General features: G+C 41.8%; 14 protein-coding genes and 1 pseudogene. 6 read left to right on the forward strand and 9 right to left on the reverse strand.

Features of this window, described 5'->3' with window-relative positions; genetic code table 11:
• Positions 1–33: 33 nt before the first annotated feature.
• The 4 genes from iscB to dnaE all read right to left on the reverse strand — a co-directional run bounded on the left by iscB (position 34) and on the right by dnaE (position 6676).
• A complete protein-coding gene (gene iscB, locus NST18_RS11220) occupies positions 34–1314 on the reverse strand; it encodes an RNA-guided endonuclease IscB (protein WP_192953346.1) in 1281 nt (426 codons plus the stop codon).
• 205 nt (positions 1315–1519) lie between these two features.
• Positions 1520–2128, reverse strand: coding sequence for a FadR/GntR family transcriptional regulator (locus NST18_RS11225; protein ID WP_004889065.1), 609 nt, complete (start codon positions 2126–2128; stop codon positions 1520–1522).
• Positions 2115–3368 carry an NAD(P)-dependent malic enzyme gene (locus NST18_RS11230; protein ID WP_004889064.1) on the reverse strand — a complete coding sequence of 418 codons (1254 nt, stop codon included), beginning with the start codon at positions 3366–3368 and terminating at the stop codon, positions 2115–2117. The genes NST18_RS11225 and NST18_RS11230 overlap by 14 nt, the downstream gene beginning before the upstream one ends.
• Before the next feature lie 86 nt (positions 3369–3454).
• A complete protein-coding gene (gene dnaE / locus NST18_RS11235) occupies positions 3455–6676 on the reverse strand; it encodes a DNA polymerase III subunit alpha (protein WP_340721445.1) in 3222 nt (1073 codons plus the stop codon).
• Between the two features lie 113 nt (positions 6677–6789).
• Between dnaE and NST18_RS11240 the strand changes: the two genes are divergently transcribed.
• Positions 6790–7128 (forward strand): YtrH family sporulation protein, encoded by a 339-nt coding sequence (locus NST18_RS11240; RefSeq protein WP_004889062.1) that lies wholly within the window; start codon positions 6790–6792, stop codon positions 7126–7128.
• Positions 7125–7625, forward strand: a complete 501-nt coding sequence (gene ytrI / locus NST18_RS11245; protein WP_004889061.1) for a sporulation membrane protein YtrI — start codon at positions 7125–7127, stop codon at positions 7623–7625. The genes NST18_RS11240 and ytrI overlap by 4 nt, the downstream gene beginning before the upstream one ends.
• An 8-nt stretch (positions 7626–7633) precedes the next feature.
• On the opposite strand, the gene NST18_RS11250 is transcribed toward ytrI, so the two are convergent.
• Positions 7634–8581, reverse strand: a complete 948-nt coding sequence (locus NST18_RS11250; protein ID WP_004889060.1) for a DHH family phosphoesterase — start codon at positions 8579–8581, stop codon at positions 7634–7636.
• Positions 8582–8680: 99 nt separating this feature from the next.
• Here NST18_RS11250 and NST18_RS11255 point away from each other — a divergent pair, with 99 nt between their 5' ends.
• Positions 8681–8980 carry a YtpI family protein gene (locus NST18_RS11255; RefSeq protein ID WP_006320844.1) on the forward strand — a complete coding sequence of 100 codons (300 nt, stop codon included), beginning with the start codon at positions 8681–8683 and terminating at the stop codon, positions 8978–8980.
• 15 nt (positions 8981–8995) lie between these two features.
• On the opposite strand, the gene NST18_RS11260 is transcribed toward NST18_RS11255, so the two are convergent.
• Entirely contained in the window at positions 8996–10306 is a 1311-nt protein-coding gene (locus NST18_RS11260; protein WP_192951108.1) for a CBS domain-containing protein, read from the reverse strand.
• 74 nt (positions 10307–10380) lie between these two features.
• Positions 10381–11058 (reverse strand): metal-dependent hydrolase, encoded by a 678-nt coding sequence (locus tag NST18_RS11265; protein WP_004889057.1) that lies wholly within the window; start codon positions 11056–11058, stop codon positions 10381–10383.
• Positions 11059–11244: 186 nt separating this feature from the next.
• On the opposite strand from NST18_RS11265, the gene NST18_RS11270 reads away from it, so the two are divergent.
• A complete protein-coding gene (locus NST18_RS11270; RefSeq protein ID WP_004889056.1) occupies positions 11245–12363 on the forward strand; it encodes an RNA-guided endonuclease InsQ/TnpB family protein in 1119 nt (372 codons plus the stop codon).
• Positions 12364–12479: 116 nt separating this feature from the next.
• Positions 12480–12665, forward strand: a pseudogene (locus tag NST18_RS11275) (M24 family metallopeptidase); the annotation flags it as partial.
• 17 nt (positions 12666–12682) lie between these two features.
• On the opposite strand, the gene NST18_RS11280 reads toward NST18_RS11275, so the two are convergent.
• Both NST18_RS11280 and NST18_RS11285 read right to left on the reverse strand, forming a co-directional pair.
• Complete coding sequence (locus NST18_RS11280; RefSeq protein WP_192951162.1) at positions 12683–13462, reverse strand: SDR family oxidoreductase; 780 nt, start codon at positions 13460–13462, stop codon at positions 12683–12685.
• A 74-nt stretch (positions 13463–13536) separates the two neighbouring features.
• Positions 13537–13665, reverse strand: coding sequence for a hypothetical protein (locus tag NST18_RS11285; protein ID WP_255573176.1), 129 nt, complete (start codon positions 13663–13665; stop codon positions 13537–13539).
• Between the two features lie 106 nt (positions 13666–13771).
• Between NST18_RS11285 and NST18_RS11290 the strand changes: the two genes are divergently transcribed.
• On the forward strand, positions 13772–14224 hold the full coding sequence (locus tag NST18_RS11290) for a universal stress protein (protein WP_064214082.1): 453 nt from the start codon (positions 13772–13774) through the stop codon (positions 14222–14224).
• The last annotated feature ends 3 nt before the right edge of the window (positions 14225–14227 follow it).

Consider the following 14227-nt stretch of genomic DNA (forward strand, 5'->3'; position numbering starts at 1 on the left):
CCTCTGCCTTTAGGCACGGGGAGGAATTGCACCTTACGCAATGTTCATTCCCTCCCTTCGATATGTGTATCCGTCAAATCGCTGAATGACTTGGACATATCTATAATTTATTCCTTGTGCGATACGTTTACCGTCCTTGCCTTTAATATCGAAACTTCCAGTCTTTCTACATGCGACTTCGCCAAACCAAACGCCTTGATATTTCCCTCTTGGGATAACAGCCTTAACCATGTCCCCTGTTTGGAAGCCAAAGAAGAACTTTTGTCTTGCAAGATAACCTCTTGGGAAGCCATATCTATCTAGGTTTGTGCGTGAACGACTACCACGCCCCTTTGCTCTAATGAATAACACTTCTTTTGTTTTGAAATATAAGTGATTTGGTGTGCTTTCTCCCACGCAACAAGCGTCAAAATAGTGTGTTTTCGGCAAGTCTAAACGAATACGATTCATTTTCGTTCGTGCACCTGTTCCACACTCTACTTCGCATCCGCTTTGTTTTAACACTTCATACACTTTCCACCTTGTCGAGTTGACAGCACTTGCATCTTTTAATGATTCTTTGACTTGCTTTTGAATGTGCGGATACCCGAATTCTTCTGCTGTCTTACTTCCTTTGCGCTGATTACAGTCATGACAGGCAAGACATAGGTTATCCACTCGGTCTGTTCCACCTCTCGATTTTGGAATGATATGCTCCACTTCAAGTGGAACATTTTCTTTTCCGCAATAACAACACTTCCGCCCAAACTTTTCAAGCAAGTATTCTCTTACTTCGTATCCTTGAAGCGTGCCTTGTTGATACTCAATGCCGCTGATTTCAGGATTTCGCATGAGTTGCGTGTCGAATTTGGTATTTTCGTATGATATATACCCAATGGGGCATAACTTCTTTAGGCGGTTAACCCATGTTTGGATATTTTGCACGCGACTCTCTAGTGATGGCGGCAACCACCCGTCTTTTCTCCTACGATTAAGAAAACGTGGTTTTCTGTATCGAGTTTTTCGATTTCGTCTTGCTCGACGGAAAGCACGCCTTTTATCCATTCTTTCCTTGATGTCTGTGCGATGGTCAAGTTGCCCTAACCATACCACTTCTTGTCCTCGCAAAATCGCAAGTCCTGTGTGTTTGCTTCCGTGATCGATTTTGAGCCGATACGGTGTTTTCGGTCGAAAATTATCGACAATTTCTTTTAAAATAATCGTAAATGGATAGCGTTTGTAGATCGCTGCCTTCCCTTGTTTCAACAGCTTTCTCGCAACTGCTTCGTGACAAGGAGCAAGCGGACACTTATTTGTGTCTAACACAAAAACCATAGGGTATTCCCCTTTCCTCTGCATAAAGCAGGTCATATTCTCCTCGACCATGTTATAGATGCTTGTTATGTGCAAGACACTAGCGCCACCCACCACGCTTGTTTAATCTTGCACGACAGAGGAACGGGCTGGAGAAGCACCCGAACGTGTCATGACATCTATAACGTAGGCTCTGTTTCAAGCCTTGGTCTGGTCAACATGGGGCTTACAAGCCCATGACTTTAGTCATTGGGTTGTTGACGTATTGTTCATACATCGCTATTGCTTCTTCGCACGACCGTTTTTGTAACGCCACCCACATTTGTTCATAAAATTCGGAAGGGAGAGTCAACGTATAGATGTGTTTAAAAAAGTCGGTTAATACGAGCCAAATGCGTAGCAACAAATAGTTATCCGTCGCTTCTACAATTCGCCGAAAAAATGAATGATACGTATGTTCCTCCCGTTTGATACGCTCAAGCTTCTCATCCGTCAGTCGTTCGCAGGCAAGCTGCAAACATATTTGTTCGATAAGAACTTTTGTTTCGATTAAATCTCGTTTTTCCCGATTTCCCTGTAAAATAAACGAGCCGAGAAGCTGAATAAGCTGATGGTCACCAAACGGCTTCATAAACGTTCCTTCCCCGCGACGCGTTTCTATTAATCCGAGCAACTCCAACGCCCGCAACGCTTCACGAACAGAAGAGCGTCCGACTCCTAATCGGTCGGCTAGCTCTCGTTCAGATGGAAGCCGATCACCTGGTTGAAGACCTGCTTCCTCAATCATGCGATGAATTTGCCAAAATGTTTCGATGTATACTTTAGAAGTCGTCATCGTTGTGCTCACCTGCAATAGCTACTAATTGTCGCGTTCGTTGTTCTACCTCTTTTGGATCGAGCATCGTGCGTGCGACCCCTGTTTCGATTGCTGCTTTCGCCACAGCAGCGGCGACAGCTGGAGCAACACGAGGATCAAACGGAGCTGGAATGACATAATCGGCGCGCAATTCGTCTTCTGTAATTAAGTTAGCAATCGCTTCAACGGCGGCTATTTTCATTTGTTCATTAATTTGTTTTGCGCGCACATCAAGCGCTCCTCTGAAAATACCTGGAAATGCCAAAACATTATTCACTTGATTCGGATAATCAGAACGCCCGGTGCCAACAACCGTCGCCCCTGCTTGTAGCGCCTCTTCAGGCATAATTTCTGGCATCGGGTTTGCCATCGCAAAAATGATCGCATCCCGATTCATCGTTTCAACCATGCCAGCTGTCAATGCTCCTGCAACAGACACACCAATAAATACATCCGCACCAACGATCACTTCTTGTAACGTCCCTGATTTTTTCTCTACGTTTGTCCATTGCGCAATTTCATGTTTGATGTCATTCATTCCGTACGGACGCCCCTCATAAACGGCCCCTTTTGAATCGCACATAATCATATGTTTGACTCCGTAACAGCGGAGCAACTTCATGATCGCAATGCCTGCCGCACCTGCTCCGTTAATCACGACTTGAATATCTTCCATCTTTTTGTTTACTAACTTTAACGCGTTTACTAGACCCGCAACAGTCACAATCGCTGTTCCGTGCTGGTCGTCGTGAAAGACAGGAATGTTCATTTCTTCCTTTAACCGCTCTTCAATAATAAAACAATGCGGAGCCGCGATATCTTCCAAGTTAATGCCACCAAATGTCGGCTCAAGTAGTTTTACTGTTTGAATGATTTGTTCCGCGTCTGATGTATTTAAACAAATCGGAAACGCATCAACTCCAGCAAAACTTTTAAAAAGGACTGCTTTCCCTTCCATGACTGGTAACGCTGCTTCTGCTCCAATATTTCCAAGTCCTAATACTGCGCTTCCATTCGATACAACCGCCACCGTATTCGCTTTTAACGTATAATCGTATATTTTGCTCGGTTCTTGATGGATCACTTTGCACGGTTCTGCTACACCGGGAGAATAAGCTAAGCTTAAATCGTAAGCGTTTTTTAGCGGCACTTTCGCCTTTACTTCTAATTTTCCTTGATAGCGCTCATGCATATGGAGTGCTTCTTTAAACAAAGACACGACATATTCCTCCCTAACAAGTGGTCACTGGTCTGACCACTTAACTTCTATAAAAATATAATAAAAATGAGAAATAGTAAAGCATTTTATTTCACGACGATATTCCCATCGCCAAGCAATGCTGTCAATTGCCGAATGCTCTCATCGTTTGGGGATACTGCGTACTCATGGGAGAGCTGCACTTTTTTTCGTTCCGTTTCATAATACAAAATGACAGGTGCATGTCCACGATGAGCGGTTAGCACATCCTTCAACTGCTTTAACACAACTGGCGATGCATGCTGTTCATCAATTTTGATATACACACATACTGGTTTTCTCACTTGTTGTACAATGAGATGCCACCCGCTCGATCGCTGTTCTATTTTTCCTTCCATATACAGTATGCTTCCTTGTTGCAATAAATCATGAAACCGCCGATAACTCGTCGGAAATACGACCGCTTGCCATTCATCGCTGTCATCACAAATTGTAGCAAACGCCATTTCTTCCCCTTTTTTCGTCCGTTTTCTCGTCACCTCCTCAACATATACAATTACTTTGCCATGATTCACATTTTCTTTCGTCCATTCATACATGCGCTTTGCTCCCCACATCGAATAAAAATGTGAAAATGATTCAACCGGATGAGGGGACACGTATACGTTCAGCCATTGTTTTTCATATTTTAGTTGATCGATAAGCGATAACGGCTCAGCTTGAACGTATTTTGGTTGTACATGAAGAGAGAAATTCATCAACTCCGCATGCTCAATCGCGACATCGATGCTTGCGTAAAGGGTGGCACGTTCAATATGAAACTCGTCAAAACAACCTGAAAAAATAAGCGCCTCGACCACTTTTTTTTGTGAAGATTCCATACGTAGCCGTGAAACAAAATCAAAAAAATCGGAAAATGGACGTTTTTGACGCTCTCGAATCACTTCTTTGACAAAAGCAACGCTCACCTGCTTAATCGCTAACAATCCAAAGCGAATACCGTTATCATCAACAGTAAAGTGCCCTTCGCTCCGTGCAATGGAAGGAGGGAGTAGCCGTATTTTTTTGCTCCGAAGTTCGTGTACACATTGCATCATTTTTTCTTTTTGCCCACTTACGCTTGTTAGTACAGCAGCATAAAAATCAAGCGGATAATGTGCTTTAATATACGCAAGCATATATGCGATGTAGCTATATGCTACTGCGTGGCTACGGTTAAACCCATATCCAGCAAAACGAACGATAAGCTCATACAATTCGTTTGCGAGATGCGCATCATACCCATTTTGTATGCATCCCTCAATGAAGTGTTTTTTCTCTTTTTCCATTTGTCCAACGTCTTTTTTACTTATTGCTCGACGTAATAAATCTGCCTGAGCTAATGAAAATTTCGCCATTTGTTCAGCGATTTTCATAATTTGTTCTTGGTACACGATGACGCCATATGTCGATTGCAAAATCGATTGCAAATCATCATGCATGTAACGGATCGGTTCACGGCCATGTTTACGAGCAATATATGTTGGAATTTGTTCCATCGGTCCCGGACGAAATAAGGCGTTTACTGCAACGATATCTTCAAACGTTGTCGGTTGTAATTCGCGCAATACCCGCTTCATTCCTTCTGACTCAAGCTGAAATACGCCAAATGTATCTCCTTGGCTGAAAAGAGCATACGTTTTTTGATCATCAATTGGCATGTTTTCAAAACTCAAACGATGACCTGTACGTTGTTCAATGCTTTGAATCATTTGTTCGATCATCGTTAAATTTTTAAGCGCAAGTAAATCGAATTTTAGTAGTCCTAGTCGTTCAAGCGCATCCATTGCATATTGTGTCACATATGTTGTCGTCTGCCCGCTTTGAAGAGGGATGATGTCCGTTAATGGACGGGGGCTGATCACAATACCGGCAGCATGAACGGACGTATGCTTCGGTAATCCTTCAATTCGTTGTGCAACGTAGTGCCATGGGCGCGTATGATCAAAGCTTCCGGTTGCTAGCGTTTGTTGGATTTCGCTTTCATCGACATCAAAAACACGACCAACTTCACGAACAGCAGAACGCATCCCGAAAGTTCCAAACGTCACAATTTGTGCAACGTGGTCGGGTCCGTATTTTTGCTCAATGTAACGAATCACTTCTTCACGACGATCATCAGGAAAATCGATATCAATATCCGGGAGAGATAAACGTGCTGGATTTAAAAAACGCTCAAACAATAACCCATATTGCAAAGGGTCGACTTGGGTAATACCGAGTATGTAAGCGACGAGCGATCCAGCGGCTGATCCACGTCCCGGTCCCGTTAGTATGCCTCGTTCACGAGCAAAGCGTACAAAATCAGCAACGATTAAAAAATAGTCACTAAAATTCATCTGTTGAATGATTTGCAGTTCATATTGCAATCGAGCGACATATGCTTGTGGTCGATCAGGAAACCGTTTCGTTAGTTGCTCCCAACACCACGTTTGCAAATATTCGTCAGCTGTTTTCCCCGAAGGAACAGGATAGCGCGGCATAAACCATTTTTTAGACTCAAACGTCACATGACATCGTTGCGCAATGCGTACCGTCTCCTCGACCGCTTCATAACCATTTGAAAATAACGCGGCCATTTCATAAGCGCTTTTTAAAAGATATTCATTTGTTGCTAAACGCGGACGTGTCGGGTCAGCCATTTTCTTTCCGTGTTTCATCGCAAGTAAACATTCAAGAGCAAGTGCATCCTCTTTATACATGTAGCGTACATCGTTTGTCGCCACGAGCGGAATGTCCCATCGTTTACTATGTTCAAAAAGTAGTGACAACAAATGCTCTTGTTCTTGTAAGCCATGTCGCTGCACGTTTATATAAAAATCGCCACGTTGAAACAGCTTCGCATACGTTTGAACGATCGCCTCAGCTTGCTCAATTTCGCCGTTCAATAAATGTTGCTCCACCCGACCGTATACCCCACATGTCATACCGATGAGTTCGCTCGTATGATGTGAGAAATCAAGTAAAGAAATGCCCTTTCCATCATTCATTTGAATAGCTGTAGCAATATGGACAAGTTGACGATACCCGTCGTTATTTTTTGCTAACAGCACGAGCTGATCAGTATGGCCATGTTCATCCATAATCGTTGCCATCATGCCGATAATTGGCTTAATTCCATGCGCTTGACACGCCTCATAAAAAGGAATAACGCCATAGAGGACGTTTTCATCTGTTAAAGCGATTGCTGGAAATTGAAGTTCACGTGCGCGCGTGACAAGTTCCTCTATTTTGACTGTGCTACTTAATAAGCTATAACCACTCCGCACTTGTAGATGGATAAACGACAATGTGTCTCCCACCTTTTCTATTTTTTTCTATTATATGCTCTATAAAAGCCGAAAAGCAAAACATACCTTGTTTATTTGTCCCATATACATAGTATACAGAAGGAGTGAGCGAGATGGAGATGAAAACGGCGTTTTTACCTGCTTTTATTCAAAGCTATTTCATTGCTTTAGGCGTGTTAGTTGGAGGGGCGCTCATCGGAGGATTCGGGGCTTTTTTGTCTGGTGAACCGCCGCTGACGATGATGTATCGCTTTGCGAGCAGTTTAAAAATTTGGGCGTTAATTGCAGCTATTGGTGGTACGTTTGATACGTTTTACAGCATGGAACGCGGATTTTTCCAAGGGGAAACGCGTGATGTCATTAAACAATTTTTACTTATTTTATCGGCAACTGGCGGGGCACAAACAGGTATGACATTCATTCGCTGGTTTACACAGGAGCATGGCGCATGAGAGTTCCACCGTACACACGCGATCCAGGCTGGCAACGCTTTTTCGCTGGAACGGCAATTGGTGCACTTATCAGTTGGATCGTTTTCTCACAAATCTTCGGCATTTTACAAGAAAAACAAGTGCGCCTGCTCAAAATGCAACAAGAAATTATTGCGCAATTAAAACATGATTTAAACATTTGGCAACAAGATTACATTCAGCTAAACAAAGAAAATAAAAAGCGACTAACAATCCAATCAATTGATGTAAAAGTGATCAATGCCAAATCTTATGGTATCGACACGTATACAACTTTTCGCATGGAAGAAGATATAAAAAAAGACATTCAACATATCACCGCAAAAGATATTGAAACGGTATATAAAAGCAGAGAGCTATTAAAAAAAGCAATTGAAAATAAAACGTACATCATCGATAATCGAACGTACCATCTCGATATCGAAACGATTTTATTTTTCACTAATATATCTATTGAACTAAAATTAAAGCAACAGTAGAAAGCGTTCTACTGTTGCTTGCATACTTCGTTTAAATCTGCCAATACGCGTTTAACTTCTTCCCACGAATAAATCGACGCACCTGCTGCTAGCGGATGACCTCCGCCACGGTATTTTTTCGCCACTTCATTGACAATCGGACCTCTTGAACGAAGACGAACACGAATTTGATCATCTTCTTCCACAAAAAACACCCATGCTTTAATCCCTTCAATATTTCCAAGCACGCTCACAAGTTGTGAAGCCTCCGATGGCGTTGCGTCATACTGCTTCAACAACTCTTTTGTTAATACAATATGAGCCACTCCATATTCAGATAGCTCGAAATTTTGCAACACATATCCGCTTAAATGTGCGATCGATAATTTCGTTCGATAAAGTTGATCGTATAAATCGACAAACGAAAACCCGTATTCAACTAACTCGCTTGCGTATTTAAATGTTTTCGGATTTGTACTTGGGAAAAGAAAGCGTCCTGTATCACCGACAATGCCCGCGTAAATGAGCCGAGCAGCTTCTTTCGTTAAAATGAGACCATGTTCTTTTCCAATTAAGTATAACTCATAAATCATTTCGCTAACGGAGCTTGCATTTGTATCTACCCATAAGATGTCACCGTACGGATCTTCATTTGGGTGGTGGTCGATTTTAATAATTTTTTTTCCTAGCTTATAGCGTTGATCGCATACCCGTTCTTCATTTGCTGTATCGCAAACAATGACAAGTGCATCGTTATACATTTCATCCGGAACAACATCCATCTTACGTAAAAATTCAAGCGACGGCTCATCTTTTCCAACCGTATATACTCTTTTTTCTGGAAACGACGCTTGAATAAGCTCCGCTAATCCTCCTTGTGAACCGTACGCGTCGGGATCAGGACGGACGTGACGGTGAATAATAATCGTATCAAATTGTCGAATATGATCAATAATTTCAAGAACTTTTTGTTCCATGGCGCTTCTCCCTTTTTTTCTCCATTAAAACATATTTTATTATGATTCGAAAAGATGTAAAATAATCACGCAACAATTTTTTCTTTTGGAGGACTGAATATGCCAATATTTGTTATACTTATCGTTTTTTCGCTTTCGTTTTATTTGTATTACAAAATAAAATATGTCCGCAGTAAAAAGCCGATGGAACGAAAATGGATTAGCGCAAAATCAAGCATGGCGCTCGGGTCGTTTGTATTTTTCTTTGCGATCAATCAATTTTTCATTCATCGGTCGACAGTATCTCTCATCGTTGGCATTGTGCTTCTTCTCGTCGGTGCAGGGAGCATATGGGCAGGATACCGAGCTCATCGCTATTATTTTCCGCTTGCTGTAAAAGAAGCGGAAGAAACGAAATAGGCTGCCGTGCGCAGCCTATTGTCGTTCAAGCAACTGACACATCATTAATGCCTTTCCGACAAGCGTCCCTTCGTTAAACACTTCAACGTCAACTTTCCCAAATTTCCGTCCAATTTCTAACAATTTCGGTTTAATATCGATGACGCTATCAATTTGTACAGGCTTAATAAAGTAAATAGTAATATTCTCCACAACGAGATCGCCACGTTTATGGAGGCGTAGAGCTCGCGTAGCTGCCTCAGTTACAATCGTCGTAAACACTCCGTACGATAACGTTCCTAAATGGTTTGTCATTTGCGGCGTAATGTTGCAACGAAAAACGCCGTCAACTGTTTCAGTTAAAAATTGGGTCGTTATAATATCGTCAATCGTCTCGCCCACTTGCGGCTGACGTTGCACCATTTGCAACGCTTTCAATACGTCTTGGCGACTAATAATTCCTTGGAGCCGATCATATTCATCGACTACCGGCAACACTTCGATGCCTTCCCACACCATCATATGTGAAGCGGAAGCGACTGACGTTTTCCCGCTTACCGTAATCGGATGTTTCGTCATTACTTTTTCAATAAGCACATCGCGCTCATACCCCATCACATCTTTCGCCGTCACGATTCCTTGCACTTTTAATTGTTGATCAATGACTGGAAAGCGACTATGTTTCGTCTCTCGATTTAGCTCGTACCACCGTTCTACTTGATCTGTTACATACAAATATGCTGTTTTTTCAAATGGTGTTAAAATATCCTCAACGAGCACGATTTCTTTTTTAATCAACTGGTCATAAATGGCGCGATTAATCATCGTGGCAACCGTAAATGTATCGTAACTTGTCGAAATGATCGGCAACTGTCGCTCATCCGCTAATTTTTTCACGTGTTCTTCCGTATCAAAACCACCTGTAATTAACACACCTGCCCCAGCTTCAAGCGCTAATTCATGCGCTTTCGTTCGGTTCCCAACAATCAACAAATTCCCTGCACCTGTATAGCGCATCATCGCTTCGAGCTTCATTGCACCAATCACAAATTTATTTAACGTTTTATGTAATCCTTCTTTCCCACCGAGCACTTGCCCATCCACGATATTAACGACTTCGGCATACGTTAACCTTTCAATATTTTCTTTCTTTTTTTGTTCAATTCGAATCGTTCCAACACGCTCAATCGTGCTTACATACCCTTTTGTTTCGGCGTCTTTAATGGCACGATAAGCCGTTCCTTCACTTACTCCCATTTCTTTCGCGATTTGACGAACAGATATTTTCTCTCCAACCGGTAAGCTTTCGATATATTGTAAAATTTGTTCATGCTTCGTAATCGTCAAGTTGTCCCACCCTTTTTCGACAGTTTCTTACTTTATATTATAAGGGTGTGCCTGACTGCATTCAATGAACGTTTTCATAGTTCTATGCTTTCGCCAACATGCAATACGCGGCCAACACCTTCGATCATCGCCACAAACCGTTGCGGATCTTGTTGAATGACAGGGAATGTATTGTAATGAATTGGAACAACCATTTTCGCCTTTAACCATTTTGCTGCGATCGCCGCATCCTCCGGTCCCATCGTAAAGTTATCTCCAATTGGTAAAAACGCCACATCAATATCATTCATTTCACCAATAAGTTTCATATCAGAAAATAACGCTGTATCCCCGGCATGATAAATCGTTTTTCCTTCGGCCTGAAATAAAATACCGCTCGGCATTCCTGTATACACAATCGTTTCATTTTCTTCTACGTAGCTAGAGCCGTGAAATGCTTGGGTGAATTTGATCTTTCCAAAATCAAACGTAAATGATCCACCAATATGCATCGGATGGATGCGAACACCTTCCCAGCTCAAATACGTAGCTAATTCATACGGAGCAATGACGAGGGCATCGTTCTTTTTCGCTAATGAGACCGTATCACCGACATGATCATTATGACCATGTGTTAGTAAAATGACATCGACATGCACATCTTCTGGTTTTAAATCTGTCATCGGATTGCCTGTGATAAACGGATCAATGAAAATCGTTTTTCCGTTCGTTTCAATTTTTACAGCTGAATGCCCGTGATAAGTGACTTTCATATTTCGTGCTCCTTTCTTTGTTTTTGACATGATTTTGTTTCTTCATTTGTTCACTATTTCCTTCTTTTTTTGTTCATGATTAATCACGCAGGAAACCCCTGCTTTCAAGCATGGGGAGGAATGCGTTTTTTTGTTTATTTTTCGCTAAAAAAATATAAAATAAAATTAGTGAAAGGTGGTGAGGACATGAAATTGACTTTAACAGCAAAAATTAAAATTTTACCGACATCTGAACAGGAACAACTTCTTCAAAAAACGATGCAAGCATATCGTGATGCGTGCAATGCGGTGTCGGAAGTGATATACAAAGAAAACACCCTTGTGCAAGCCAAACTTCACAAGATGACGTACCGCAAACTTCGCTCTACATTTGGCTTAAAATCTCAAATGGCGCAGTCTGTGTTAAAAACGGTGATTGCAAAATATAAAACCAACCAAACCAATGGACATAAGCGTTGTCAGATTGCGTTTAAAAAACCGCAAATAGACCTCGTTTTTAATCGAGATTACAGCCTAACCAAAGGGTTGTTTTCCATCAATACGTTAGAAGGACGAATCAAAGTTCCTTTTCAAACGAAAGAACTTGAAACGTATTTCGACGGAACATGGACGTTTGGAACAGCAAAGTTAGTGAATAAACATCAAAAGTGGTTTCTCCATATCCCTGTATCCAAAGAAATGGAAGAAGCAAACCTTCATCACATTTGCCAAGTGGTTGGCGTAGATATGGGTGTAAATTTTCTTGCGACTGTTTATGATTCAAACGGACAGACGTTATTTTTCAAAGGTAGACACATCAAACACAAACGAGCAAAGTATAAACAACTCCGCAGACAACTACAAAAAAAGCAAACTCCGTCTGCTCGTAGAAGATTAAAGAAAATCGGTCAACGAGAAAACCGTTGGATGCAAGATGTCAACCATTGCATCAGTAAGGCACTCGTTGAGCGTTATGGTAAGAACACGCTGTTTGTGTTAGAGGATTTAACAGGTGTTCGCCAAAGAACAGAAAAAGTGTCCGTTAACCATCGGTATGAAATGGTATCTTGGGCGTTTTATGATTTAAGACAAAAAATCGAGTACAAAGCACACAAACACCGAGCCAAAGTGATTGTGGTAGACCCAACATACACATCCCAAACATGTCCAAAATGCGGACATACAGAGAAAGCAAACCGAAATAAGAAAACGCACACGTTTTGTTGTCGAACATGCGGATATACCTCAAACGATGACCGAATTGGTGCCATGAACCTTCAACGAAAAGGAATCGAGTACATCGTTGAAGGAACGACACAGGCATGACCTGCGTCGTTGGGTAGTTGTCAACCTGCCCTGATGCAACCCCAAGTGAAGGAAGGAGGATAACATCCGCTTGCACTTCTGGGGAGTTGCAAGCCCACAGCTTTAGTCGTTGGGTAGTTGACGAATATCCGTCAATGAACGCAACAAATACCATGCCACTTCAAGCAGGAATGGTATTTACAATTGAGCCCGGTATTTACGTCCCATCAGTCGGTGGCGTACGCATTGAAGACGATGTATATATGACTGAAAAAGGACCTCTTCTTTTAACAACATATCCAAAAGAACTACAAATTGTATAGGCTGTCACAATGGCAGCCTATTTTCGATAACGATGAATGACATCAAGACCACCTGTCACTTCAATGACTGCTCCTGTAATCATATCAGAACAATCATCACATAAAAACTCCACAACACGAGCAATATCCTCTCCCGTCCCTGAACGGCCAATCGGCGTTATATCGTCTTTCATCTGGCGAGCATATGCAATTGTTGCTTCTTTCATTTCTCCAACAATATTCCCCGGACATACCATATTCGCTGTAATGCCATACTCCGCTTCTTCAAGTGCAATCGTTTTTGTTAATGAAACAAGCCCAACTTTTGCCGCGCTAAATGCTGAACGGTACATCCATCCTGGTGCGTGATCTGCTCCTTGAAAACCGTATGTCACAATGCGCCCAAAACGTTGATTTCTCATAATTGGTACAACCCGCTTAAATAAATGAAACATCGCACTTAAATTCCCTTCAATCATTTCATACCATTCGTCATCCGTATAATCGGCTAACTTTTTTCGCTCAAATATGTAAGGACCCGCATTATGAATTAAATAATCGATGCGTCCGAATTTGACAACTGCTTCATCAACAATGCGAATTAAATCTTCTTTCTTCGTCACATCGCCTTGGACAAAATGAAGACGCTCATGACAGCCACGATACATTTCTTTTAACGCTTCAACAGCCTTTATGTCGCTTCGGTAATGGACGGTAACAGCATATCCTTTGTTTAAAAATCGTTCCGTTACTTTTTTTCCGAGCCCTTTCGCCCCTGCCGTTACAATCGCATGCCTCACATTCATCCCTCCATCCATGCTTTGCTATGTTTATCGTACTACAAACAGGCGGAGGAACACACTTATTATGCTTGTTAGAAACAAAAGAGGCATCATCGCCTCTTTTGTTCATCGTCCTGTTCAATGACGCCGCTAATGTATGCGTCTGTAATTTGTTCAGTCACTTGCGCGATCCCTTCTTCATCATAATAAAGTTGTTCTTTTTGTTCCTTCTCACGCATCGTTCTACCCCTTTCGTCATAAATTTTTCGACAATACGTAGTGTTTGTTTTACAAAAAATGATATACTTGAATTGTAAGGAAAATTTTTTATTGGGGGGAGTATATATGTACAAGTATAAAAAAATTTTAGTGGCAGTTGACGGCTCAAAAGAAGCGGAATGGGCGTTTAAAAAAGCAATTGAAATTGCCAAACGAAACGATGCTTCACTTGTTCTTTCACACATTATCGACGTTCGTTCGTTCGCAACGATCGAAGCATACGATCATACAGTTGCCGAGCGAGCAGAAAAGTTTGCGAAAGAATTATTGCAATCGTATGAAAAACAAGCTGTTGATGCAGGCGTCAAAGAAGTCGTCATAGATATTGAGTACGGTTCCCCAAAAGTAAAAATTTCGAAAGAAGTCGCTCCGAAATATGAAGTAGATTTAATTGTTTGTGGTGCAACAGGAATGAGCGCTGTAGAACGTTTTTTCATCGGAAGCGTTTCCGAACATATTACACGGTATGCGAAATGCGACGTGCTTGTCGTACGCACACCTGAACAAACAGAGGCATAAAAG

Origin of the sequence: Anoxybacillus sp. FSL W8-0104 (assembly GCF_038004465.1) — a bacterium.
Lineage (GTDB): Bacteria > Bacillota > Bacilli > Bacillales > Anoxybacillaceae > Anoxybacillus > Anoxybacillus flavithermus_G.